Source organism: Nostoc commune NIES-4072 (genome assembly GCF_003113895.1).
Taxonomy (GTDB): domain Bacteria; phylum Cyanobacteriota; class Cyanobacteriia; order Cyanobacteriales; family Nostocaceae; genus Nostoc; species Nostoc commune.
In genome coordinates this window covers 1,251,248-1,276,715 of the sequence record NZ_BDUD01000001.1, presented here as the reverse complement: position 1 = coordinate 1,276,715, position 25,468 = coordinate 1,251,248, and the positions used below count along the sequence as shown (strand labels likewise).

The 25,468-nt window shown below is 41.9% G+C and carries 25 protein-coding genes and 2 pseudogenes; 14 read left to right on the top strand and 13 right to left on the bottom strand.

Annotation, left to right across the window (positions count from 1 at the left end; translation table 11 throughout):
• Nucleotides 1-63 precede the first annotated feature (63 nt).
• Together mfd and CDC33_RS05700 are read left to right on the top strand one after the other, a co-directional pair.
• The gene (gene mfd / locus CDC33_RS05705; RefSeq protein WP_109007664.1) at nt 64-3,660 is read left to right on the top strand and encodes a transcription-repair coupling factor; all 3,597 of its coding nucleotides are present in this window, start codon (nt 64-66) and stop codon (nt 3,658-3,660) included.
• 89 nt (nt 3,661-3,749) lie between these two features.
• Nucleotides 3,750-4,010, top strand: coding sequence for a hypothetical protein (locus tag CDC33_RS05700; protein WP_109007663.1), 261 nt, complete (start codon nt 3,750-3,752; stop codon nt 4,008-4,010).
• Between the two features lie 232 nt (nt 4,011-4,242).
• Here the strand turns inward: CDC33_RS05700 and CDC33_RS05690 are convergent, their stop codons facing one another.
• Nucleotides 4,243-4,746 (bottom strand): DUF29 domain-containing protein, encoded by a 504-nt coding sequence (locus CDC33_RS05690; protein WP_109007662.1) that lies wholly within the window; start codon nt 4,744-4,746, stop codon nt 4,243-4,245.
• Nucleotides 4,747-4,819: 73 nt separating this feature from the next.
• Here CDC33_RS05690 and CDC33_RS41880 point away from each other — a divergent pair.
• Nucleotides 4,820-4,951: pseudogene (locus tag CDC33_RS41880) on the top strand (TRCF domain-containing protein); the annotation flags it as partial.
• A 90-nt stretch (nt 4,952-5,041) separates the two neighbouring features.
• Here the strand turns inward: CDC33_RS41880 and CDC33_RS05680 are convergent.
• Together CDC33_RS05680 and ggt are read right to left on the bottom strand one after the other, a co-directional pair.
• Nucleotides 5,042-5,566 (bottom strand): hypothetical protein, encoded by a 525-nt coding sequence (locus CDC33_RS05680; RefSeq protein ID WP_109007660.1) that lies wholly within the window; start codon nt 5,564-5,566, stop codon nt 5,042-5,044.
• Between the two features lie 248 nt (nt 5,567-5,814).
• Entirely contained in the window at nt 5,815-7,578 is a 1,764-nt protein-coding gene (gene ggt, locus CDC33_RS05675) for a gamma-glutamyltransferase (RefSeq protein WP_109007659.1), read from the bottom strand.
• A gap of 721 nt (nt 7,579-8,299) precedes the next feature.
• Between ggt and CDC33_RS05670 the strand changes: the two are divergent.
• The 6 genes and pseudogenes from CDC33_RS05670 to CDC33_RS05645 form a co-directional block, all read left to right on the top strand.
• Nucleotides 8,300-8,619 (top strand): annotated as a pseudogene (locus tag CDC33_RS05670) (TRCF domain-containing protein); the annotation flags it as partial.
• Nucleotides 8,620-8,742: 123 nt separating this feature from the next.
• The gene (locus CDC33_RS05665; protein ID WP_109007658.1) at nt 8,743-9,006 is read left to right on the top strand and encodes a hypothetical protein; all 264 of its coding nucleotides are present in this window, start codon (nt 8,743-8,745) and stop codon (nt 9,004-9,006) included.
• A gap of 94 nt (nt 9,007-9,100) precedes the next feature.
• Entirely contained in the window at nt 9,101-9,328 is a 228-nt protein-coding gene (locus CDC33_RS05660) for a hypothetical protein (RefSeq protein WP_244919149.1), read from the top strand.
• Nucleotides 9,329-9,374: 46 nt separating this feature from the next.
• Nucleotides 9,375-9,593 (top strand): hypothetical protein, encoded by a 219-nt coding sequence (locus tag CDC33_RS05655; protein WP_109007657.1) that lies wholly within the window; start codon nt 9,375-9,377, stop codon nt 9,591-9,593.
• Nucleotides 9,590-9,859: a ParE family toxin-like protein gene (locus CDC33_RS05650; protein WP_109007656.1), complete on the top strand. Its 270-nt coding sequence runs from the start codon at nt 9,590-9,592 to the stop codon at nt 9,857-9,859. The genes CDC33_RS05655 and CDC33_RS05650 overlap by 4 nt, the downstream gene beginning before the upstream one ends.
• Before the next feature lie 60 nt (nt 9,860-9,919).
• Nucleotides 9,920-10,300 (top strand): type II toxin-antitoxin system HicB family antitoxin, encoded by a 381-nt coding sequence (locus CDC33_RS05645; protein ID WP_109007655.1) that lies wholly within the window; start codon nt 9,920-9,922, stop codon nt 10,298-10,300.
• Nucleotides 10,301-10,337: 37 nt separating this feature from the next.
• Here the strand turns inward: CDC33_RS05645 and CDC33_RS05640 are convergent, their stop codons facing one another.
• The 3 genes from CDC33_RS05640 to CDC33_RS05630 form a co-directional block, all read right to left on the bottom strand.
• On the bottom strand, nt 10,338-10,769 hold the full coding sequence (locus CDC33_RS05640; RefSeq protein WP_109007654.1) for an NUDIX hydrolase: 432 nt from the start codon (nt 10,767-10,769) through the stop codon (nt 10,338-10,340).
• A gap of 8 nt (nt 10,770-10,777) precedes the next feature.
• Nucleotides 10,778-11,230 (bottom strand): DUF3531 family protein, encoded by a 453-nt coding sequence (locus tag CDC33_RS05635; RefSeq protein ID WP_109007653.1) that lies wholly within the window; start codon nt 11,228-11,230, stop codon nt 10,778-10,780.
• 126 nt (nt 11,231-11,356) lie between these two features.
• On the bottom strand, nt 11,357-12,316 hold the full coding sequence (locus tag CDC33_RS05630; protein ID WP_109007652.1) for a Sll0314/Alr1548 family TPR repeat-containing protein: 960 nt from the start codon (nt 12,314-12,316) through the stop codon (nt 11,357-11,359).
• 300 nt (nt 12,317-12,616) lie between these two features.
• Here CDC33_RS05630 and CDC33_RS05625 point away from each other — a divergent pair, with 300 nt between their 5' ends.
• Both CDC33_RS05625 and rsmG read left to right on the top strand, forming a co-directional pair.
• On the top strand, nt 12,617-13,291 hold the full coding sequence (locus tag CDC33_RS05625) for an ABC transporter ATP-binding protein (RefSeq protein ID WP_109007651.1): 675 nt from the start codon (nt 12,617-12,619) through the stop codon (nt 13,289-13,291).
• Nucleotides 13,292-13,462: 171 nt separating this feature from the next.
• Entirely contained in the window at nt 13,463-14,197 is a 735-nt protein-coding gene (rsmG, locus tag CDC33_RS05620; protein WP_109007650.1) for a 16S rRNA (guanine(527)-N(7))-methyltransferase RsmG, read from the top strand.
• Nucleotides 14,198-14,660: 463 nt separating this feature from the next.
• Here rsmG and CDC33_RS05615 read toward each other — a convergent pair whose 3' ends face one another.
• From CDC33_RS05615 to CDC33_RS05590, 6 genes are all read right to left on the bottom strand, one after another.
• Nucleotides 14,661-15,521 (bottom strand): FG-GAP-like repeat-containing protein, encoded by an 861-nt coding sequence (locus CDC33_RS05615; protein WP_109007649.1) that lies wholly within the window; start codon nt 15,519-15,521, stop codon nt 14,661-14,663.
• A gap of 612 nt (nt 15,522-16,133) precedes the next feature.
• Nucleotides 16,134-16,901, bottom strand: a complete 768-nt coding sequence (locus tag CDC33_RS05610; protein ID WP_109007648.1) for a superoxide dismutase — start codon at nt 16,899-16,901, stop codon at nt 16,134-16,136.
• A 111-nt stretch (nt 16,902-17,012) separates the two neighbouring features.
• Entirely contained in the window at nt 17,013-18,149 is a 1,137-nt protein-coding gene (locus CDC33_RS05605; protein WP_109007647.1) for an ABC transporter ATP-binding protein, read from the bottom strand.
• A 58-nt stretch (nt 18,150-18,207) separates the two neighbouring features.
• Nucleotides 18,208-18,447: a hypothetical protein gene (locus CDC33_RS05600; RefSeq protein WP_219929999.1), complete on the bottom strand. Its 240-nt coding sequence runs from the start codon at nt 18,445-18,447 to the stop codon at nt 18,208-18,210.
• A 10-nt stretch (nt 18,448-18,457) separates the two neighbouring features.
• The gene (locus tag CDC33_RS05595) at nt 18,458-18,628 is read right to left on the bottom strand and encodes a type II toxin-antitoxin system HicB family antitoxin (protein WP_109007645.1); all 171 of its coding nucleotides are present in this window, start codon (nt 18,626-18,628) and stop codon (nt 18,458-18,460) included.
• A gap of 25 nt (nt 18,629-18,653) precedes the next feature.
• The gene (locus CDC33_RS05590) at nt 18,654-19,382 is read right to left on the bottom strand and encodes a GUN4 domain-containing protein (protein ID WP_109007644.1); all 729 of its coding nucleotides are present in this window, start codon (nt 19,380-19,382) and stop codon (nt 18,654-18,656) included.
• 366 nt (nt 19,383-19,748) lie between these two features.
• Between CDC33_RS05590 and CDC33_RS05585 the strand changes: the two genes are divergently transcribed.
• Entirely contained in the window at nt 19,749-21,170 is a 1,422-nt protein-coding gene (locus CDC33_RS05585; protein ID WP_109007643.1) for an NADP-dependent isocitrate dehydrogenase, read from the top strand.
• A 781-nt stretch (nt 21,171-21,951) separates the two neighbouring features.
• Here CDC33_RS05585 and mtnA read toward each other — a convergent pair.
• Complete coding sequence (gene mtnA / locus CDC33_RS05575) at nt 21,952-23,031, bottom strand: S-methyl-5-thioribose-1-phosphate isomerase (RefSeq protein WP_109007641.1); 1,080 nt, start codon at nt 23,029-23,031, stop codon at nt 21,952-21,954.
• Nucleotides 23,032-23,308: 277 nt separating this feature from the next.
• Between mtnA and CDC33_RS05570 the strand changes: the two genes are divergently transcribed.
• Nucleotides 23,309-23,938 (top strand): hypothetical protein, encoded by a 630-nt coding sequence (locus CDC33_RS05570; RefSeq protein WP_146195779.1) that lies wholly within the window; start codon nt 23,309-23,311, stop codon nt 23,936-23,938.
• A 403-nt stretch (nt 23,939-24,341) separates the two neighbouring features.
• The gene (locus tag CDC33_RS05565) at nt 24,342-25,298 is read left to right on the top strand and encodes a nucleoside hydrolase (RefSeq protein ID WP_109007639.1); all 957 of its coding nucleotides are present in this window, start codon (nt 24,342-24,344) and stop codon (nt 25,296-25,298) included.
• Nucleotides 25,299-25,468 lie beyond the last annotated feature (170 nt).

Sequence of the window (25,468 nt, the reverse complement as noted above, 5' to 3'; positions counted from 1 at the left end):
TAGTTGAGATAAACTGCCTTAATATTTTCTGATCCACAAAGACTCCCACCGCTAGTAGTACTTATGTCATTTTCTTCTATTGTGCGTGCCTTAGCGCGATCGCCGCTCACCACTGAATTTATTTCTAAGCTAAACCGACAACACGAATTGCGGTTAAATGGCGTTCCTCGACTACCCAAGGGTTTGGTGGCTTCGGCATTGGCGCAGGCTATGGGCAAGGATTTGTTTGTGGTTTGTGCCACTCTGGAAGAAGCTGGACGCGTTTACGCCCAACTGGAGGCAATGGGATGGCAAACAGTACATTTTTACCCCACCTCCGAGGCTTCTCCCTACGAACCTTTTGACCCGGAAACTGAGATGAGTTGGGGGCAAATGCAGGTATTGGCAGATTTGATAACAGGGGACAGGGGATTGGGGGCTGGGGACTGGGGATTAGGAGGACAAGAGGGAATTGTTGAAAAAGTTACTCCCTTGTCTGTTCCCAATCCCCAATTCCCAATCCCCAGTACCGGAGCGAAGCGACCCTTAGCAATTGTGGCTACTCAAGGAGCGCTGCAACCCCACTTACCACCACCAGAAGCTTTTGGGCAATTCTGTCTTACTTTGAAGCGGGGGATGGAATTAGACTTGAATGCTTTCAGTGAGAAAATAACTATTCTGGGATACGAACGAGTACCTCTGGTGGAAACAGAAGGACAGTGGAGCCGCCGGGGCGATATTGTTGATGTGTACCCAGTTTCATCTGAGTTTCCAGTCCGCCTGGAATGGTTTGGTGATGAAATCGAGCAAATGCGGGAATTTGACCCAGCAACCCAACGTTCCGCACTCGACAAAGTTGATCAGTTAATTCTTACCCCCACTAGCTTTGCTCCCATCGTCATGGCGGCACTCAAAAATAGTGTTGAGTTCCGAGTGCTGAGTGCTGAGTCAGAAATTAACTCAGAAATTAGCACTGAGAACTCATCACTTTTGGAGGGTAGTCGTCGCTTTTTGGGGTTGGCTTTCGAGCAACCAGCATCTCTGCTAAATTACTTATCAGAAAATACCCTGATTGCCATTGATGAACCAGAACAGTGCCATGCTCATAGCGATCGCTGGGTAGAAAATGCCCAGGAACAATGGAGAATAGGGAATAGGGAAGAGTCTAATATCCTAACATTGCCGAAAATTCATCGGTCGTTTGATGAGTGTTTGGCTGACGTTGCCAAATTCAAAACATTATATTTATCGGAACTGTCAGAAGAAAATGATGGGATTAATCTTGCTAGCCGACCTGTTCCTGTCACGCCGCACCAGTTTGCTAAATTAGCTGAAACCATCCGCCAAGAACGCGATCGCAATTTCTCGATTTGGTTGCTTTCTGCTCAACCTTCGCGTTCTGTATCGCTGTTGCAAGAACATGATTGTCCGGCTCAGTTTATCCCGAATCCCCGCGACTACCAGGCGATAGATAAGCTGCAAATCAACCATACTCCCATAGCTTTAAAATATTCTGGTCTGGCAGAATTAGAAGGTTTTATCCTGCCTACGTACCGATTGGTAATTATTACAGATCGGGAATTTTTTGGGCAGCATTCTTTGGCGACTCCCGGCTATATCCGCAAGCGTCATAAAGCTACTTCTAAACAAGTTGATCCTAATAAGCTGCGTCCAGGCGATTATGTGGTTCACAGAAATCATGGAGTTGGCAAATTTGTCAAGCTGGAAAGTTTGACGATTAATAATGAAACCCGTGATTATTTAGTAGTGCAGTATGCTGATGGGTTATTAAGAGTTGCAGCCGATCAAGTAGGCGCTTTATCTCGGTTCCGCGCCGCAGGTGATAAAGCACCAGAACTCAATCGGATGACCGGTAAAGCTTGGGAAAATACCAAGAATAAAGTCCGCAAAGCGATTAAAAAATTGGCAGTGGACTTGTTGAAACTGTATGCAGCGCGATCGCAACAACAAGGTTTTAGCTTCCCAGGTGATATGCCTTGGCAAGAGGAATTAGAAGATTCTTTCCCCTACCAACCCACAACGGATCAACTCAAAGCTGTACAAGATGTAAAACGCGACATGGAAAGCGATCGCCCAATGGATCGCTTAGTTTGTGGCGATGTCGGTTTTGGGAAGACGGAAGTGGCGATTCGTGCTGTTTTTAAAGCAGTCACCGCCGGGAAACAAGTGGCACTCCTTGCGCCAACAACTATTTTAACACAGCAGCATTACCATACACTCAAAGAACGTTTTGCTCCCTACCCGGTAAATGTCGGTTTACTCAACCGTTTTCGGTCTGCTGAAGAACGCCGTGATATTCAAAAGCGATTGGCTACGGGTGAATTAGATGTAGTAGTTGGTACGCACCAAATTTTAGGTAAAGGTGTGACATTTAAAGATTTAGGACTGTTGGTAGTTGATGAAGAACAGCGATTTGGGGTAAATCAGAAGGAGAAAATTAAAAGCTTGAAAACTCAAGTGGACGTGCTTACCCTCTCCGCCACTCCCATTCCCCGGACTTTGTATATGTCCTTGTCGGGAATTCGGGAAATGAGTTTGATTACTACACCACCCCCAACCAGACGCCCGATTAAAACCCATCTTTCACCAATCAATTCTGAAAGTATCCGCACTGCAATTCGTCAGGAATTAGACAGGGGCGGACAGGTATTTTACGTAGTTCCACGAGTGGATGGAATTGAAGAGACAACAGCCAATTTACGAGAAGTGTTACCAGGAGCTAGATTTGCGATCGCTCACGGTCAAATGGATGAAAGCGAGTTAGAATCAACCATGCTCACTTTCAGCAATGGCGATGCAGATATCCTGGTTTGTACGACAATTATTGAATCTGGCTTAGATATTCCGCGAGTCAATACGATTTTGATTGAAGATGCTCACCGCTTTGGATTGGCACAACTGTATCAATTACGCGGTCGTGTGGGACGTGCAGGTATCCAAGCCCATGCTTGGTTATTTTATCCGAAGCAACGGGCATTATCTGATGCGGCACGGCAACGATTACGAGCGATTCAGGAATTTACCCAACTAGGTTCTGGGTATCAGCTAGCGATGCGCGACATGGAAATTAGAGGCGTAGGTAACTTGCTAGGTGCAGAACAATCTGGGCAAATGGATGCCATCGGTTTTGATTTATACATGGAAATGCTAGAAGAAGCAATTCGGGAAATCCGAGGACAAGAAATTCCGCAAGTGGAGGATACCCAGATTGACCTTAACCTGACGGCGTTTATTCCGGCAGATTATATCACCGATTTGGATCAAAAGATGAGTGCATACCGGGCGGTAGCAACAGCTAAATCTAAATCAGAATTAAAACAGATTGCAGCCGAGTGGAGCGATCGCTATGGTAGTTTACCAGTCCCTGCAAATCAACTTTTGCGAGTTATGGAACTCAAACAGCTAGCAAAAAAACTCGGATTTAGCCGGATTAAACCAGAAAACAAGCAGCACGTCGTTTTAGAAACGCCAATGGAAGAACCTGCTTGGAATTTGTTAGCGGCAAATTTACCAGAAAATCTCAAGACGCGCTTTGTCTATTCTCCTGGTAAAGTGACGGTGCGCGGATTAGGAGTTTTTAAAGCAGATCAACAATTGCAGAATTTGATTGATGCTTTTGGGAGAATGCAAGGTGCGATTCCAGAGGCGGTTGGTGTTTAAATGCTAGAAAAAGATTAGTCATCAATTGCTTGATAAGTTTTGCTCAAGTTTTTATCAATTCAGAACCAAACCTACAGAGGATAAGCAGAGTGAGTATTAATCTTGATTTGCCACCAGAGTTAGAAAACCAGCTTTTTACTGAAGCGGCTCGGTTAAATCTTCCTCTTTCTGAATACATTCTTCGGATTCTTTCTGTGAGACAAGTTTTAGCAAATCCTCCCAAGACAGGAGCCGAACTCGTTGCTTATTGGCAGAGTGAAGGTGTGATAAACTCACGACCTGATATTACAGATAGTCAAGCATACGCTCGCAAGTTACGCCATGAGGCCCAAACCCGTGAGCGAGAATAGTTGTCGAAATTGCTGTATGAAATCGATTTCTGGCAAGCAACTTTGTAAGATTGTAGAATAAAAAAGTTGGGTTTTGCAAAGAATTACTGGCAGTAATCATATTTCTGAAAACCTTAAAGTATAAAAATGCTGTCAATTCCTGTTCACCGCAATTAAGACTTGAAAGTTAGAACCTTGAAAGCCTTGATGAAAATAGCCCAGCTATCTGAGGAAGATTTACTTTAATCTCAAATTACTGCTCTGATTCATCTAGTAATTTGCTTGGTTCACCGGGGTAGAAATTATAGTCCACAATCTCTACCAAACTGTAGGGACACTCTACAGGAAAAGTCCGCTTAGGCAAATCTGTCTCTCCAACCGCTAATTCGACACCTTTAAGGTAGGCTTTGCAAAATGCTTCTTCAAGGTAAGGCTTTAGGCTAGGATTGTCTTCGAGCAGTTCAGCAATATCTAAGCGTTGAATCCGAAGTGTTGCTAACCAACTACGGCTACGGCGTTGAGGCTGGTACTGCCATTTTAGTAAATGTCCAATCAACACACTCAGACGGTTTCGCAGTTCTTGACGTTGCTGTTTACCCAAAGATTGAATCTCCTCAATCAGATTTTGCAGATCAATCTGACTCCACTGCTCATTGCGAAGTAAAGTTACTTGTTCCTGTGTCCAAGCGTAAAAATCAGTTTCGTATAAGCTTGGTGAAAGCATTGGTATCTTTGGGTTTGTTTCAGGTATACCCATTAGGTTAGTTCAACCTCAACGTCTTTGCTTTTATTGTATAACTGTCTCAAACTCTACTACTTCTGCTATTGAGAGCGATCGCTATGGTACTTTACCTGTCCCTGCAAATCAACTTTTGCGAGTCATGGAACTCAAACAGCTAGCAAAAAAACTCGGATTTAGCCGGATTAAACCAGAAAACAAGCAGCACGTCGTTTTAGAAACATTTCACAGAGAAAGCGTTCGATAAATTCAGCTTTTTAGCAATTTTTGCGTAAATCTTGACGATATATCGCACAGTAACAGATGTTGACCATCATCGGGACTTGCCCAATTTAAGTAATAGACCAAAACTCAAGGCAGCTAAACTAGCAAATCCAACGGTAGGTTCGGGAATCGATTTTGCAACTACAAGCGGTTGAATTTCAGAAGAGGTAATATAGTTGGCAAGAAAAGGTTTGCCAATATAATTAAGATAAGGTAAACCAACAATATTAGCAGTATACTCATCTAAATTTTCAGAAGTTGAGAAAGCTAATTTAGAATTACTAGAGTTAAATCCAAAAGAACTTAAACTAGATACACCCGACCATTTCTCTTGAGGAACTTTAGAGTTGCCAGAAAATATCAAATCAAAGGTATTTAACTCACTTGTGTAAATTAACCCATCATTATTTTGATCCACACCAGAAAATGAACCAGATAAGATACCTCCCCCTTCCCAGCCTGATTGTGTAAAAGCGTAGTCCAGAGATGCAGCTTGTACTTGCTTAACTGAGGTTCCTAGCAAGCTGAAAATACTAAGAGTAGTTGTAAATGCTATTTTTGAGAACCATCTCATAGTTTTATGCCAAAGAATTGTTGAAGAAATTTTGATATTGAAAAAGACAAAGTACTTGCTCAAAACTAGCTATACTAATTGTTTTAATCAACTTAGTACAGCAGAGCGTAATATAGAGATACCATTCACAATCAGGGAAAAGTTTATAACACAAGCTTTTTGACTTTTGACACTTCGACTCCTTTCGACTGCGCTCAAGGCAAATCGCTCAGTGTTAACTTTTGACTTCCGCCTTGCGGCACTAGCTTTTACTCACCCAAAGGTGCTCCTTCACGACGTGGGTCAGCACCACTAACTAGCCCCTGATTAGTTAGTACAATTCCCGTGGAACCACTGGTTAATTGGATAACGCTGACTGTATGACCCTTGGCTTCTAAAGCAGGTTTCAGGTTGGCAACATCTGTATCTGCTTCTAGTTCAGTTGGGCCATTACGACTACCAAAATTTGGCAAAGCTAGCGCTTGCTGAATGTCCAATCCCCAGTCCAGATGGCCTACTATTGCCTTAGCGACATAATTAATAATTTGCGGCCCACCAGCTGAACCAATTACCATTACTAGCTTGCCATTGCGATCAAAGACCATCATGGGAGCCATTGAGCTTCTAGGGCGTTTCTTGGCTTCTATGCGATTAGCAACAGGCTTTCCTTCTGATGTCGGCGAAAAAGAGAAATCTGTCAGTTGGTTGTTAAGTAAGAAGCCTCGTACCATTAATCTTGAGCCAAAGGCATCTTCAATGCTAGTAGTCATTGAAATAGCATTACCTGCCGCATCGACAATTGAAACATGACTAGTAGATGGCAAATCCTTAGATTGATCTATACCCAAAAGATTTGCTTGCTGTAACAATGGATTGCCTGCTTGAGCTTGACCGATTGAACGTTCAGGATTGATTATTGCTGCCCGTAACTTCAGGTAGTTAGGGTTAATTAATTCTTTGACTGGTACTGGGACAAAATCTGTGTCAGCTATATATAAATTTCTGTCAGCATAAGCTAAACGTCCAGCTTCAGAAAATAAATGGACTGCTTCTAAAGAAGCTGGCTTTAAAGCTGGCAGATTAAATTGTTGAAGAATACCTAGAATTTGCAGTACGGTTAAACCACCAGAACTTGGAGGCCCCATGCCGCAAACTTTGTAAATTCGATAAGCGCCACAAACTGGTTCTCGCAGTTTAGCTTGATATTGCACTAGATCAGTGGTGGTTAAGTCACCTGGTACAGCTGCTTGGCTCACCGTAGCTACTATGTCTTTAGCAATATTTCCTTGATAAAAAGCATTAGCGCCTCCTTTGGCAATCTGACGCAATACCTCTGCCAAAGGCTGATTGACCAATCTTGTACCAATTGGCTTGGGTGTACCATCGGGTTGATAGAAATAGCTCTTAGCTGGTTCGTTGCGAGATAGATATAGATCCTTACTTAGCAGAGTGTACAAACGTGGTGAAAGTGGAAAACCTTGTTCAGAAAGTTGGATAGCTCCTTGAAACAGTTGAGACCAAGGTAACTTGCCATATTTTTTGTGTGCCAACTCTAGCATTCGTAACACCCCAGGCACACCTACAGATTTACCTCCGACAACAGCATCATAAAACTGTAAAGGTTTGCCATTGGCATCAAGAAAGCGATCTGGTTTAGCCGCAGCCGGTGCAGTTTCTCGACCATCATAAGTAACCAACTTCTTCGTTTTGGCATCGTAGTAAACAAGGAAAGCACCACCACCAATACCTGAAGATTGCGGTTCTACCAACGTCAGTACCATTTGGACTGCAATAGCAGCATCTATGGCACTACCTCCACGACGTAGAACATCGCGTCCGGCTGCTGATGCTAGTGGATTTGCAGCTACTACCACATACTTATTTGTACGAACAGCTTCACGCTCAACTCGACCACTCCCAGCCTCTGGTGGAGGAGGGTTTTGGGCTTTGCCTATGATAGCTGGCAACAGGGTGGCACTGAGTGTGAGAGGAAGCAAACAAGTACCTAACGCAAACTTAGATGCTTTAGTCAACGCAACTCTCCAAATTTAAATATTTTATTTATCGTCAATGCTGGAACTACAAAAAAACTCATCAAAACTCTAGCAATATCGAGAGTCTTGCTTGTTGATTTTTTGCTTTACTTCACAGATTAGCTTACAAGACATCAACTTACAGCATATTAAGAGGGTAGTCAACTATTTATCACTTTTAAAAATTTTGATTGTGTATGTATTGAAAACAAAGCAATACTTTCTCTGCGTTCGCGCAGCGTGTCGTAGACAGACGCTAGGCGTAGCTTGCTTCCCCAAAGGGTTACAGTGGGTTACGCCAATGCCACCCACACCATCTGTAAAGATATCTTTGCCACTAAGCTGTTCTACATCTAATTTGCAAATTTAAATTAGATAAACTCGTCTATCTACTGCTAAGAAAGTCAGGTTTAAAAAATCAACCTATTTACATAAAATCTAAAATCAGGAAACAGCTTATAAATTGGTCATTTCAGAGTTTTTATAAAACTAAACATACATGGGTTTTATCGTGCCGACTTACTGATGCCAGCCATTAGATACCTAACTCAATCGCAGAAATGAAAGTTTACAAAAAGCTCTTTCAAAGAGTAGGTAAAGACGATACAGTTTATCTGTCAGTGTTCAGCATCAATTTCCTGCTCTGATTCATCTACCAACTTGCTTGGTTCACCAAGGTAGAATTCATTGTCTCAAAATCTACTAGTTCTGCTATTGAGGCGATCGCTATGGTAGTTGACCAGTCTCTGCAAATCAACTTTTGCGACTCATGGAACTCAAACAGCTAGCAAAAAACTCGGATTTAGTCGGATTAAGCCAGAAAACAAGCAGCACGTCGTTTTAGAAACACCAATGGAAGAACCAGCTTGGAATTTGTTGGCGGCAAATTTACTAGATAATCTCAAGACCCGCTTTGTGTATTCTTTTGGGAAAGTAACGGTACGCGGTTTAGGAGTTTTTAAAGCAGATTAACAATTGCGAAATTTGATTGATGCTTTCGGAAGAATGCAGGGTGCGATTCCAGAGACGGCTATTGTTTGATTGGGATAAAAACATTAGTCATCAAATGATAACCTATGTCATTTTGAGCAGGCGGGAATTCTAGACCCAGCCCTTTGAGTATAGTTAGTAGAATTAAAGGAAATACCAACCCAACTTTAATTCATGATAAAAACTATCGAAGGCATTTATCAGGATGGGCAAATTCATCTCACCCAGCTACCGCAAGATATTAGCGATCGCTCTCAAGTTCTCGTCACCTTTCTAGATCCTGGCAAAATCGACCCCAGTAAATTACGCCAACTGATTGATCAGTTGGAGACAATTGCAGGTATTGGACAAGGTTTCGAGGAGCTCAACGCTGGTAAAACTCGCCCAATTGAGGATTTTGTCCAAGAAATGCAACGAAAGTATGGCATTTCAGGTTGAGATTACCCCAATCGCAAAAACTCAGATTGAGCAAGCTTATCGCTGGTATCGAGAGCGGAATCCTGAATTTGCTGATCGTTGGTTTTGAGGATTGATGAATGCTATTGCTACCCTACAAGAGAAGCCCCAACGTTGTGCTTTAGCAGTCGAACATGAAATTTTTCCAGAAGAAGTACGTCAACTTCTTTATGGAAAAGCCAAAAATGTATACCGAATACTTTTTACGATTCGAGGTACTACAGTTAATGTATTGTATGTGCGCCATAGTGGTCAAGCACCACTGGCAGGAGATGACCTAGAGCAGTTAGAAGGTGGAGTTTAGGATTTCAAGGCGATTTATAGTATGACTTTCGTAACGATTAACAGCTATGACAGAGCTACTTGAACAAGCGATCGCTAAACTGAAAAATTTGCCTGCCAATGAACAAGATGCGATCGCAGCGATGATTTTGGCAGAACTAGAAGATGAACGCCGTTGGGATGAAACTTTTGCCCGTTCTCCAGACATACTTGCCAAACTTGCAGCCGAGGCAATGGCTGAATATCGTGCAGGTAAAACCCAAGAGTTAGATCCAGATACATTGTGAAGTCACGTATAACCGCTCAGTTTCGTCAAGGGTTTGGTGATCTACCTGAGCAAGTTCAAGAGCAAACCCGTGAGGCATACCGTCTTTTCAAACAAGATCCGAGCCATCCAAGCTTACGCTTCAAAAAAGTACATGCAGAACTACCAATTTATTCAGCACGGATTAGCAAAAATTATCGAGCGGTTGGACAGTTAGATGGAGATACCGTTATTTGGTTTTGGCTTGGTTCACATGCAGAGTATAACAAGTTGCTTTCTCAGTTGTAGCTATACAATGCGATCGCGTACAGCAAATAGCTGAACTATTAAATTTAGAAGAGTGGATTGATGAAGACACTAAACCAGAAGAACCAGCAGATTGAGAAGCCGTCCTTAGAATATTATTTAAATCTCCAGTACCCTGTAACACTTTACCCCGACCCAGAGGAAGGATATGTAGCTCAAATTAAAGATTTACCTGGATGTCTTACCCAAGGCGAAACCCTTGAAGAGACAATGGCAAATCTTAATGAGGCGCGGGAATTGTGGATTGAAACAGCTTATGAAGCCGACGATAATATTCCTTTACCAAGTAGTAACGATAGCTATAGCGGTAAACTACTACTAGGGATGCCAAAATCTTTACATCGACGTTTAGCTGAGACTTCTGAACGGGAAGGCGTTAGTCTCAACCAGTATATTGTGTCTTTGCTGAGTGCAGTAACATAATTAACAGCAAAGTAATTTTAGTAAACTTCCATATTCTTTATAAATAGTCAAAAAATACTTCAGGTACTAATCGTAATTCCCCAGATTTCAAGCGAGAAATATCTATCCATAAGGCTCTATGTTTATGAGTTTGTGATTCAGAAAAAACTAAACTTTCTAGTTGATAAAATTTTGAATCAGCAAAGTCACATTGATAAAGCTGAATAATTTCATGACCTTGCCTACCACTAAATGTAAACAGGTTTTCTATACAACCTAAATATTTAATATTCGTTAAGTCTGCCTGAATTTCCTCTTGAAACTCTCGTTCTAAGGCGGCATGGCTGGTTTCGCCAAATTCAACACCACCGCCTAAAGCGCGATAAAATGTTTCTTGCTTTACGGGATCGTAGCCTTCAGAAAGAAATATGCGTTCGCCATCCCGAATTAGCCCCAAGACTATTACCCGAATTTCGCCTGCTTTATTCATTTTTGTAACTAATTATCGTAAATAGACTGAGGACGGCTTTCGCTACCCTCAATAGGCCAATCTGGATTTTCGCCACCGATGTACAATTCTTCAATGGTGACATATTCCTGACTTAGCTGGGTGAGGGCGTTGATTAAAATATCCAGAGCGATCGCATCACTAGTTCCTAAGTCAAACCAACAACGCCCCCATTGACCCTCATATTCAAACTCACCAATGTTGTGCATCAGTGCTAGCAAGCTTTTGTCATACCCTTGCTGATCATAATTCATGTAGCTGATATCGAGTCCAGTATCCTGTACCTGAAGATTTTCTGCATTAAATGCACCCAATTTACCCAGATAAAACCAAGAATTGAAAACTTCTTCTACATACTGCTTTTCACGCGCAGAAGGATTTGTGCTGAATTTCAGCCAAATCCACACATCAAAAGGATTAATTTCGCGGAACTGAATCTCCATTTTGGTCTAATATTTCAATTACTCTTCTGCAAATAAGCATATCAAAGTAGGGAGTAGGGAATCGGGAATGGGGCATGGGGCATGGAGAAAAAACTTAATCGCCAATGCCCAATGCCCGATGCCCAATTACCCAGGATTTTTTAAGCTAACAGCACTGCTGCGTTCACGTTCAATTTGTTTGACTAAATCGCCTGGGAGTTGGGATTTTTTAGTCAATGCTTTGTCAAAATTAGCGATCGCTTCCTGGATCATCTGCTGGCTTTTTTCTCTTTGCCCCAGTTGTTTCAGTATTTGGGCTTTAAGATAATAAATTTCTGGATTATCAGATGTCGTTTTAATCGCCCGGTTGACATACTCTAGCGCCTGTGGATAACGTTTTAAATCCCGGTAAGCAAGAGCAATACCCCGATCTACTAGATACCCAGGAGCAGCATTTTTTTCTAAGCGTCCAATTGCCTGATCTGGGCTAGCAAAAGGCAAATTAACCGCCAAAAGTAAATCCATATAACCTTTGATTAAATTCAGTTCTGGATCGTTGGCAGAAATTGCTTCAGCTTTGTCTAAATATTCATAAACTTGCCGCAACCGACTAAAGGCTTGCGGCACACCGTTGACTGTACCCTCGCGGGTGATAATTGCTGCTCCCTTTAAAAAATGACCAACAGCAGTGTATAAATTACCACGCAATGGATCGCTAGAAATCAGTTTTTGTCCTGTTTCTAGAGTTTTTTGGCTGTAGGTATCTAGTTTAGCCCAATCCTTATTTCCGTATGCTAAAGATGCGCTCATGGCATAAGCTAGAGGTTCATTTGGCTCTTTGGATAGTGCTTGTTCCAGATAACGCTGTGCTGCTGGATAATTGCCCTGTTGGAAAATCGCTTTAAAAGCGGCTTCTGTTTGGTCGCCAATTTGATGAGGTTCACGATTGCGAAACGGATCGCCAGCCAGGGAGGGATTTACCCACAAATTAAGTGCGATTGCCCAAGGGGCAACGCCAAAGGCGATCGCAACGCCAAAAGCAGTCTGAGCAAGCTTAGTGAGTCTAGCAGACACTACTAATCGAGGCGAAGAAAACCTTTTAGTCATTTTAACCCTCAGAATATTTGCGGTTGAAATAGTTGTATGTGTTACTTAGAATGCAAAAAATGGTTAATTTTAACTTGCCTCTGCTTCAACCAAAATTTTCTTATATAAAGGTTGACTTTGGTAATTTTTTCATGTTCCCAGGCTGGTTAGAGCCAAAGTTTTAAGGGTGACTCTGCCACAATAGAGAAAAAGTGGATGATTCTTGCTGCTAGATTAAGGTGTTAATCCTTTCTTTGAATTTTCCAGATGTTTTCAGTGTAGCTAATCAGTAATTTGCTGACTTTTTGGTAATCTTAACAAATGCTCTATCTCCGAAATCTAAATTATCACCCCACAGCGTGCCCAACAGCGATTCTCAAATCGATCAACTTGGAATTAGCACCCCAGCAGCTAGGTCTGATTATTGGCGCAAGTGGTTCGGGTAAAAGTACCTTACTAGAAATTTTGTCGGGACTAGCCGAACCCACTAGCGGCGCACTCTTTTGGCGGGAACAAGAACTTATAGCCGAACAGCTGCAACAGTTAGCTGGGTTGGTATTTCAATTTCCAGAGCGTCACTTTTGCGGTGGTTCAATTTTAGAAGAATTGCGTTTAGGACATCCTGAGTTAGGGTCAGAACGAGTCAGACAAGCCCTTACTGAGGTGGGATTAGACCATTTATCACTCTCCGCCGCTCCCTATGCTTTGAGTGGTGGTCAGCAACGACGTTTAGCTTTGGCAGTGCAATTGATTCGCCAGCCAAATTTACTGTTATTGGATGAACCCACAGCTGGGTTAGATTGGTCAATGCGTCGGCAATTGGTAAATTTATTAGCAAAACTCAAAAAAGATTGGACGCTACTGGTAGTGACACACGATGCTGGGGATCTGTTAGCGATCGCAGATCGTTGCTGGACACTCAACCACGGTGAACTACAATCAGTAGACCCAAGAACATTAGAAACCAAAGTTAAAGAACCTTTACCAGCAGTATGAAAGGGGCAGTAGGGAGTGGGGAGTGGGGAGTAGGGAGCAGGGGAGGCAGGGGGAGCAGGGAGAGAAGAAGTATTAATTATTGTCCAATGCCCCATGCCCAATGGCCAATGCCCCATTCCCTATTCCCTATTCCCCATTCCCCACTCCCCATTCCCCACTCCCCATTCCCCAATGACAAACTTATTGCCTGAGATGGCAGAAATCTGGCAGCAAACTCTTAATTGGCAACCAAATGTCCAACAACAAGCGCAATTCCAAAGGCTTTATGAGTTAATCCTAGAAGGTAATCGCCAACTAAATTTAACTCGGATTACTGACCCCCAAGAGTTTTGGGAAAAACATCTCTGGGATTCTCTGCGAGGAATTGCACCCTTGTTATCAGCAAATTTCTCTCTTGCTTCCCCTGCTATCATTGATATCGGTACAGGTGCGGGTTTTCCAGGTATTCCAGTGACAATTACTGTACCTAATTGCACAATTAATCTTCTCGATTCCACTCGGAAAAAAATTTCTTTTATCAACAATATATTAACTGAACTTGCCCTTGCCAATGCCAAAACTGTTGTTGCTAGGGCTGAAGAAATCGGCCATCACCCGCAGCATAGACTAGCTTACGATATTGCATTAATCCGTGCTGTAGGGCCAGCTTCTGTCTGTGCAGAATATACCTTACCACTGCTCAAACAGGGAGGTTTAGCCATAATTTATCGCGGTAATTGGACAGAGGATGAAACAACTACTTTGCAGAATGCTGTGAACCAGTTGGGTGGTGTCGTTGAATCAATCGAACAATTTACAACACCCCTAAGTTACAGCATTCGCCACTGTGTTTATTTGCGTAAGCTAGCTACCACACCAGCTAATTTTCCTCGTGCTGTTGGTATACCTACTCAAAAGCCTCTTTGAGAGGAAAGATGAGAATAGTGGGGAAAAATAATTTCTTTTTCCTCGTATCTATCATATAAATAGTAGCAATTAAGACACTGGAATCTTAATAACAAATTCTGTGCCCTCACCCAGAATCGAGTTGCAGATTAACTTAACGTGAGTTCGACGGGTTGATTTAGATGCAAAAAAAAGCTGAGACTAGAATTATTTTAATTACTACCGTATTTTGGTCGCTGAATACTTCAGTGCGAAAGTGCGAATTATAATTTGTTGATAATTAGCTTGTAATTGGTCAAATATTCACCCAATGCTTTCTGTATCTAATACATCAATACCAATATAAAAAATATTGAAATTAGTTTGTAGTGAGGGCTAACCTACGGGAACGCTTCTCTACGAGAGGCTACGGCAACGCAAACAGCCCTCACTACTAACCTTTAATCATTGACGCCGCCCTACTTAATCAGACAAAATATTAGCACTAATTCCTCAGAATATACCAAGTGCCATTACTTGGTCGCCATACTGCGAAGTCAGTTTTAATAGAGAAATTATAAATGGCAGGGACAGGAATATCACCATTTATGCCCAATTTTCTAGTAACTGTTTGACCTGTAGAACTGTTAATTATATACCAATTACCATTACTTGGTCGCCATACTGCAAAATCAGCTCTAGTATCATCATCGTATTTACCAGGGGCAGGAACATCACCATTTACGCCCAATTTTCTAATAACTACTTGACGCGTATAACTATTAATTACATACCAAGTACCATTACTGGGTCGCCATAGTGCAAAATCAGTTCTACTATCATAATCATAATCGGCGAGAACGGGAATATCACCATTTACACCCCATTTTGTAGTAACTGTTTGACCTGTAGAACTGTTAATTACATACCAAGTACCATTACTAGGACGCCATACTGCAAAATCAGTTTTACCATCATTATCATAACTGCCGGGAACAGGAATATCGCCATCTGTGCCCAATTGTTTAGTAACTGTTTGACCTGTAGAACTGTTAATTACATACCAAGTGCGATTACTTGGCCGCCATACTGCAATATCAGTTATCCTATCACCATCATAATCGCCGATAACGGGAATATCGCCATTTACACCCCATTTTCTAGTAACTGTTTGACCTGTAGAACTGTTGATTACATACCAAGTACCATTACTTGGTCGCCATACTGCAACATCAGTTCTACCATCCTTATCATAATTACCGGGAACGGGAATATCACCAGCTACACCCAATTTTTTAGTAGTAACTTGAGCTTGTGCTTTAAAATTTAAAATTCCAAGAAATAATGGAACAGTTAAAGCAAGCATGAATAATTTGCAACCAATCTTCACGAGAATATACTCCTTATAATTAAAATGACTCAAGAGTGTTTTTATTCAAATTGCACATTTGAAGAAATGATTTTAAGGGTTCTCATGACAAAATTTTAAGTTTTATAGGACTTACGCAAAAATTGCTAAAAAGCTTAATTTCTCGAACCGCCAAGACGCCAAGAGCGCCGAGAATTCGTAGAGTGTGCGTAAGTCCTATTTTAATCTTATATAGCTTTTGCTTTTCATAAGTAATTCAGCACGATAGGTGTAACACCACTTCTTACGATGGGAGGAGTTATGAGCAGAGCCTTACTATTAGGCAAATCTATGCAATGCAGTGGTTTTGCTTATCATAGGAATGAATCATATTTGATTTTTGAAATTATCTACGTGGGCGGGGAGTAGGGATTAGGGAGTAAGGAATTAAACTTTTTGAGCTGTACCGAGCTTTCTCAGAAATCAATTATTAGTCCTATAGCCCTATACAAGCGAATCATTCTGAAAAAATGAATGACGATGAGCTTATCATATCCAGAAAGATGGCAGCAGAATATTGTTTCTGTTGCCAGCTTTTAAGCGTTTATAACTCTAAAATATTGTCTGTTTTCAGGCAAATTTAGTTGCTGCTGCAAATCGCTTGTTAATTTCATCCCAATTAACCACGTTCCACCAAGCATCTAAGTAATCGGCGCGGCGATTCTGGTAATTGAGATAATATGCATGTTCCCATACGTCATTACCCAAGATGGGATATTTACCTGCGCTTAAGGGAGTATCTTGATTAGCTGTAGTGGTCACTTCCAACTTGCCACCTTTATTATGTACTAGCCAAACCCAACCACTACCAAAACGACCAGCACCAGCTTCGTTAAACTGTTTTTTGAAAGCTGCAAAAGAGCCAAAATTTTGATTAATCGCGGAGGCTATATTTCCTGTTGGTTCTCCCCCACCTTTCGGCTTCATAATTTGCCAGAACATTGAGTGGTTCACATGACCACCGCCATTATTGCGTACTGTATTGCGAATATCTTGTGGTACATTGTCAAGTTTCCGCAACAGTTCTTCAACACTTTTACCTTTGAGTTCTGGATGTTTGGCTAACGCTGCATTCAGGTTTTTTACATAAGTTGCGTGGTGTTTATCGTGGTGAAATTGCATCGTTTTGGCATCGATGTGTGGTTCTAGTGCTTCATAGGCGTAAGGTAAAGGCGGTAGTTGGATAGCCCCTGTTGTATTTGGTGTTGTATTTGCTATTGTATTTGGTGTTGCAGTTTTTCCGTCAGGAGATTTCTCTGCTAATGCACAAGCATCTAACGCAAAAGCACCCGCACCTGATGTCAGTAAAAACAAGAAATACCGTCGATTAATAGTCATATAAGTTTTTGCAGGGAATCTACTAAGTCTCTATTACAGTTTTTATTTTCTTAGATTCTGGTTACAAAAAATTGGGAATTGACGATTATTTCTGGCAGTTTAAGAAACTCTTTATAAAATTCTGTCTCCAGTTTTGGAATCAAATACAAACAATTGATTTAAATCGAGTTGTAGAGAAAGGCGATCGCCTGGACGCGGACGCACATCCCCGCCCACCTGAATATTCAACACTACGGGCGAACCAGGTAAACCAGCACGAATCAAAGTTTCCCTTCCCAAAGGTTCCACTACCTTAACTTCCACAATCAGCTGACTCTCATTTACTTCTTGTACTTCTTGGCGCTCTTCTCTTCGAGAGGCTGCGCTAAGGCGACTTAGCGGTTCGTTAATAAAAATATGCTCTGGACGAATCCCCAAATCATAACTGTGTCCCTGACGCAACTGTAATTTCTCTTTCACAACTACTGGGATTGTTAATAACTGTCCACTTACATCAAAACCGTTATTTTCATAGATTGCAGGCAAAATATTCATTGGTGGACTGCCTAAAAAAGTTGCCACCATCTGATTAGCAGGACTTGCATAAATAGTTTGGGGATCGCCAATTTGTTGAATTCGCCCGCGATTTAGCACGACAATTTTATCAGCCAAAGTCATCGCTTCGACTTGATCGTGGGTGACGTAAATTGTTGTAATACCTAACTCTTGATGTAGCTGTTTTAATTCTGCCCTTGTATCATCGCGTAATTGGGCATCTAAATTAGATAAAGGTTCGTCAAGCAAAAACACTTGGGGTTCACGAGCGATCGCTCTCCCTAATGCTACTCGTTGTTGCTGTCCCCCGGAAAGTTGTTTGGGTTTACGATCCAGCAAGTGATCGAGAGAAAGCGATCGCGCCACATTCATCACGCGTTCTTGAATGATTTTCTGGTCAACCTTCCGCATTTGCAAGCCAAAGCCGATGTTTTGGGCCACACTCATGTGAGGATAGAGAGCGTAGTTTTGGAACACCATCGCTACATCCCTTTGTCTGGCTGGGATATTATTCACCAAGCGATCGCCAATGTAGAGTTTGCCAGATGTAGCGGTTTCTAAACCCGCGATCGTTCGCAAAATTGTAGACTTCCCACAACCCGATGGCCCAACTAAAACCCAAAACTCGCCATCAGGAATTTCAAAGGTAATATCCTCAATAGCGGTGACATTATTAAACCTACGCTTAATATCTTCTAGACGAACGTTTGCCATTATCAAAATTTGGTATTTTCAAGGGATCTGCGGCACTTCCAACTAAGCACTAGGAGGTTTAATCCGCTCCCTCCGAGGAACTGTGAGGCTGCTTTATAAGTGCAGAAACTTGGTCGTTCTGCACAACTCTAATCAGAAATCTTAGAGCCTCATTGACGGCATCAGCATTGGGAAAAACCTCTGCAACATCCGCTTCTAAACGAATTGTTGTCTTCCCAAAGCTTTTTCGTTCAGGGCCAAACTTTCTGATCCTTAAACTCCTTAAGTCATACTCTGATCGCAGACTACAGCATGACATTTTTGACTTCTTAGACATCCTCTAAACAGAGTTCAATTACTTGTTTCATATTAGCCATCAACTCATCAATTGTTTCTCCCTGGCTGTAACAAGCTTTTAACTGAGGAACTTCTCCAACATAGTAGCCATCTTCATCCCGTTCAATGATGACGTAGAATTCTCGATTGGTGGAATTGATCATAATCTGTTTGTCCTTAGGCTCAAAATCATTTTTCTGGATTCTTTGACCAAGCTGGGTGAGAGAGTAAAGAAGCAAAGACTCGTACTCCCCGAAGTTGATTTGAGAGGGGTAAGTGACCTCTAGGCGCACTCAAATCCCAGGTAAACCCGTTAGGGTATCGCGTCCAGTTATTACCTGCTTTCCAGCCAATTTTCGGCCAGAAATTCTCCCAGTTTTTACCCAAACTTAACCAGATTTCTCGCTGTACTGAAAAACCAAATTTACCTTCTGAGTGGACTAACCAGAGGTTGTTAATGGTTTGCAAGTCAACAGCCGAGGTATTTTCTACCTCAGTAAAGTACAACCATTTTCGTTGTACAGCCGTTGGCCCTGATAGTTCACACATTTTTTCGATGGTGACGCGATCGGCTGCTTGGAAGTCTTGAGCAGCTAGTAGCTGTTGCAAAGAATTGTAGTTTATCCCGCACTCTGATTTTAGAGGTACAATTCCTTCAGGAAAACAAGAGCGCAGAAATTCTTTGGCTTGAGGTGCATCAGAGTTATAGAGAACTTGGTAAGCTTTGCCATCGATCCAAGTCGCTGGGTTCTCACGCCGTTTCAGTAAAAATTCCATCAACACGTCTAATCCCTCATTACCCAACTCAGCTAATTGTGGGATTATCTGTTGTTGGACTTTTTCAGACCCAGCGATTAATGGTCTTCGGAGGGAGTCGATGTCATTTGCAGGGCCTGATAAAATCATTGGGTCTGTCATGCCATTCTTGTTTTAGCGGTCAGTGAAAGAGCGTTAAGCTATCTGGCTCCTCTAAGGTGAAGCACTGATAGCGAAAAGTAGTTTACTATTTTTGATCGTACAAAATTGCGATCGCTTCACTGAATCCCACACTTAATCCCCAAATAAGGTACAAGGGGAACAGGGGGAAAATCTGGAGACTAGGAACTGGGGACTAGGGACTGGGTACTACGACTGAGGGGACATGGAGGACAAGGGTGAATTATTGAAAAAATCACTTCGTGTCTCTTCCCAATCCCCAGTACGCAATCCCCAGTACCTAAAATATAAGCCTGCCACATAAGGTTTTTTTTGAATAGCAGCGTATCGATTAGGAGTGTGTGAACGATGTACGAAAAGATTACCCCCCCCGCAACCGGAGCAAAAATCACCTTCAAAAATGGTGAACCAATCGTACCGGACAATCCAATTATCCCCTTTATTCGTGGCGACGGCACAGGCATAGACATCTGGCCTGCTACCCAAAAAGTCCTCGATGCTGCGGTAGCCAAAGCATATAAGGGTCAGCGTCAAATTAGTTGGTTCAAGGTTTACGCTGGGGACGAAGCCTGCGATTTATACGGAACATATCAATATTTACCTCAAGACACTCTAACGGCAATTGAAGAATATGGTGTAGCTATTAAAGGGCCTTTGACTACTCCCGTTGGGGGGGGAATTCGTTCTTTAAATGTAGCGCTGCGACAAATTTTTGACTTGTATGCTTGCGTGCGTCCTTGCCGTTACTATGCAGGTACGCCTTCACCGCACAAAAATCCCGAAAAGCTGGATGTAATTGTTTATCGGGAGAATACGGAAGATATTTATTTGGGCATTGAGTGGCGACAAGGTAGCGAAATTGGCGATCGCTTAATTAAAATTCTCAATGAAGAACTGATCCCCGCCACCCCAGAACACGGGAAAAAACGCATTCCTCTTGATTCTGGTATTGGCATCAAACCCATCAGCAAAACTGGTTCCCAGCGTCTAGTCAGACGTGCCATCAAACACGCTTTGCTATTGCCCAAGCACAAGCAACAAGTGACTCTGGTGCATAAGGGCAACATCATGAAGTATACTGAAGGCGCTTTCCGCGATTGGGGCTATGAACTAGCAACCAGCGAATTTCGCCAAGAAACTGTCACCGAACGAGAATCTTGGATTTTGAGCAACAAGGAAAAAAATCCGAATATTTCCTTGGAAGAAAACGCCCGCGAGATTGATCCTGGGTTTGATAGTCTCACTGAAGAGAAGAAAGGGCAAATTGTCAAGGAAGTTGAAACTGTTCTTAACACAATTTGGGCAACCCACGGCGATGGCAAATGGAAAGAGAAAGTTTTGGTGAATGACCGAATTGCTGACAGTATTTTTCAACAAATCCAAACCAGACCGGATGAGTATTCGATTTTGGCGACGATGAACTTAAACGGCGATTATTTGTCTGATGCGGCGGCTGCGATTGTTGGGGGATTAGGAATGGGGCCAGGGGCGAATATTGGTGATTCTAGTGCCATATTTGAAGCTACCCACGGCACTGCACCCAAACACGCCGGCTTAGATCGGATTAATCCTGGTTCAGTGATTTTGTCTGGTGTGATGATGCTGGAATTTATGGGTTGGCAAGAAGCCGCAGACCTAATTAAGAAAGGTTTAAGCGATGCGATCGCAAATAGTCAAGTCACCTACGATTTAGCCCGGTTGCTAGAACCACCAGTTGAACCTTTAAAATGTTCTGAATTTGCTGAGGCAATTATTCAGCATTTTGTTTAAGTCTACTAGGGTTAATTAGTCAATTGATCCCCCTAAATCCCCCTTTTTAAAGGGGACATTGAAAGCTTTTTGTCCCCCAATTTATCGGGGGGTTGGGGGGATCTAAAGCCTGTAGCGCAACTCTAAAAGACTTGTGTGTACACGTAGCAAATGGCATTTTATTTGCAAAAAATACCAAAATCAGAAAGCAAACTGGGGTTTGAGTAAGTCAAACCTTATTAGGACTTACGCAAAAAGCGCTAAAAAGCTTAATTTCTCGAACCGCCAAGACGCCAAGAACGCCAAGAATCGTAGAGTTTGCGTAAGTCCTACTTATTTTGAGAAAGCAAAAGCTGATTTTACTTGCGGAAAACACCGAAATGAGAAAGTAAACTGGGGTTTGAGAAAGTCAAAGCTGATTTTACTTGCGGAAAACACCAAAATCAGAAAGCAAACTGGGGTTTGAGAAAGTCAAAGCTTCTTTTGAGAAAGTAATTGCGGATTTTACTTATTGAATTTAGTTAAAATATAAAGTTTAGATAAAATTATTGAAAAAATTGCTGATAAATTTTGATCCGTCAGATTTCAATACGGTTCGGATAAGGTTTTTTGATGACATGCCCTAGATCCAAAGACGCGATAAATCGCCGTATTTACAAGAATTAGTCCTTTGTAGAGACGGCGATTTATCGCGTCTCTTGCCTTAATTTATCGCGTCTCTTGCCTTAACCGAACCATATTGCCCTATAAAGTTTCCGTTATTTGGATTTACAGTTATCGAGAACTCGGCGCAAGTTCTCCATTAATTTGGATTTAACCCAATCGGTAATTGCTTTAACTGTGATTTCGCTAATTTATCAGGTGCGATCGCTCCATTCTCTGTAATGATGGCTGTAATCAACTCTGCCGGAGTCACATCAAAAGCTGGGTTATAAAAATCTACACCCGCAGGAGTGAGAATCGTATCACCAACTTGATAAATTTCTGTTGGTTCGCGTTCTTCAATCGGAATTTTGCTACCATCGGCTAATTCAAAATCAACAGTAGAAAGGGGTGCAGCGACAAAGAAGGGGATATTATGTGCCTTAGCCGCGATCGCAACACTATATGTACCAATTTTATTAGCAGTATCGCCATTTGCAGCAATGCGATCGGCGCCTACAACTACAGCATGAATCAAACCCTGTTTCATGCAATGGGCTGCCATATTATCAGTAATTAATGTTACTGGAATACCTTCTTGCACACATTCCCAAGTGGTGAGTTTTGCGCCTTGCAAACGAGGACGGGTTTCGTCGGCAAATAAACGTTCTAAACGTCCTTCTCTCCATGCAGAACGCACTACACCCAAAGCTGTGCCATAACCAGCAGTAGCTAACGCCCCAGCGTTACAGTGAGTAAGTAACCTTAGCTTTTCTGGGGTAGCAGGTAACACTGCCAAACCATTGTCACCGATCGCTTGACAGGTTTGCAAATCTTCAGCGTTGATTGCTTGGGCTGTTTGGAAAAGGGTTTGCTTGATGTCTTCTACCGTTCCCAGCGTTTCGTAGGCGGCTTTCAGCATCCGGCTAATTGCCCAAAATAAATTCACCGCCGTTGGACGAGTAGAACGCAACAACTGGGCTACTTTATCTAAGTGTTGCAAAAATTCGTGGCGATCGCTTGTTTTAATTTCCCTGGCACCAAGATACATTCCATACCCCGCAGCTACACCAATGGCTGGCGCACCTCGGACAATCATAGTTTTAATTGCCCGCGCCATATCTTCACTGCGGTGAATTTCTACAAATGTATATTCGTTTGGTAAGCGCGTTTGATCAATTAGTGACACTGAGTCATTGTGCCAAATAACGGGATAAACCTGGTTTGTGGAACGTGTCATAAAAAGGGGTAATTAATACATGAGCAGTAAATACTTAAATGTTACTTGATATTACGTGTTTCAACTAACGACAGCGATCGCTAATACAATAGAAAGTGGTTTTATCTCGCTCAAAATCCTGATCATTTCTCAAATTTCGAGATATCACTGAGTAATAAAAAACATTACGAATAACCAGAGTATCAAACAAAAGAGCAGTTTAATAGATTGATATTGTTACGTCAATTAAAAATACTCAAACTGTTTTATGCGCTTACTTAACATGCCCTGGAAACGAGTGAGCAAGAGATATTATTATTTTCTGCTATCCCTTAGTCTAGCGTTATTGTTACTTTTCACTTCAGTAGAGTTGGGTAAAGCAGAGACAATTAATAGCACTGGCCAGCCAAATAACAACAATTCAGGTCAGACAAGCACTACAACATCCACTCAGCAAACTAGCACTCAATCAGCAATCATATCCGAAGTTGCGTCTATAAAAAGCATCAGTCCTAAAGATTTTTACGTCAGTATTCCTCAGTCGATTATACCGGAAAATAACAGTAGGTACGAGAACGAACGTATCAATGTAGTGGTGACAGGAGAAAACTTTCCCAAGCAAGACAGTTCGCCTCAAAATAAAATTGAGATAAAAATTGGTAAGTTCTCTAATATTGCGATCGCTAGGGCAAAAGTTGCAGAAAATGGGAAAGCGATTTTTGCTAGCTTTAATAATGAGCAGCTAGCGAAATTAAATACCGGAAAAAACCCTGTAATTGTTGAGATTGGTGGTAATGCAACTGATATAGACCCTCAAGAGGCTGACGAAAAACTTCAGGTCACGGTAGAGCGCCCTGTGAGCGTGAGGAAATACCCCCGCCGGCGACAGTACCAGAACAATCAAAATCTGATAATGCTTAATTTCTAGTTTTCCCAAATTTTACAGCTTTTTCTGAACTACAATGCAGCTTTATAACCCAAAAATCTCAGATTTTCTTGTGTATATTGCTGGCGTTCTAGCGGTGTCAATACAGTTTGGTTAAGCCCAAAAAATAAAAATGTGTAGGTTGAATCGAGGAACGAAACCCAACAACTTGGGGGTTCTGATGATTTTGTTACGTGGATGGTAACTTTATCAATTACAATCTACATTGCCAGCCCGTTTATGTAAATTCGGGATTCTTTGTTTCTATTTGTACATTTTTACTCAGTGTGCCTGGGATTTTTTACCAGTTTTGCATATTTGACGCTACAGGGTGCTTATTGCACGAGCAAACTTTTTTGGGTCAATTCCCAAACTCAAATTTAGATCAAACCGGAAGCAAAGTTTCATGAAAAAGCCTTTTTTCAAAAACCATCTTTGTTATTCACTTCTATCTTCTCTAACACTGTTAGTAACGTTGCCAATTGCTTTTGGTAGTCAACCTGCTTTTGGTAGTACCTTGAATCGTACACCAATAATTTTAGATGATGATGGTAGTCAGGATGGCATGACTGCTTGGGCGTACATATTGCAAAATCCCAAGTTCGAGGTCAAGGCTATGACCATAAGCCAGGGATTAGCCCGCCCTCAAATATTTGGCAATAATGTCATGCGGATGCTGGCAGGACTGGGAATAACTGGGATACCTGTTGCTGTTGGTAGGGAAACACCCTTGTCAGGCAATAATGCTTTCCCCGATGCATTTAGAGCGGATACGGATACATTTTGGACTCCTTTTACCAACCTGCCAGATAAAGCCCTTGAAACTGTTGATCAAAGAAGTGCTGCTCAACTGCTTGTAGACACAATAAATCAGTCGCCAGAACCAGTCGAGATTTTAATGACTGGTTCTGCGACAAACATAGCAGATGCACTGACGATAGATCCAAGTATCGCTAAAAAGATTTCGCGCCTGGAAATTATGGGCGGTGCAGTCTTTGTTCCAGGAAATCTCAGGGAACACCTTGACCCGATATTAAAACAAAACCTAGTTTCTGAGTTTAATATCTGGACTGATCCGGTAGCAGCACAAAAGGTATTTTCCGCAGGATTGCCAATATCTCTAACTCCATTGGATGCAACTAACCAAATTGGGTTTACTCGAGCAGACCAAGCAGCATGGAAAGCGACTGGTACTCCTGAGAGCATTCTGGCATCACAATTATTGGACTACGCTCTGACAAATATTTCTGGAAATGACCCGTTGATTCCTAACCCAGCCAGGGTTAGCGCATCTCAAACCCTATTGACACGGTGGTTTTGGGGTTCAACCAAAGCACAAATAAGTTCAAAATTACTACACTGAGCCAAGGGGTGGGATTGACATTTTCGTATTTATGTGGTCAAAAAACATAAAAAGCTATTTGACCCATGTTTTTTCAATCATTTACGACAATTTGTCCTATTTTGAATGAAAAACTGATATTCAGATAGAGTTTTAAGCTTTTTGTCTGTATCAAGAGCTACAAAATTAGA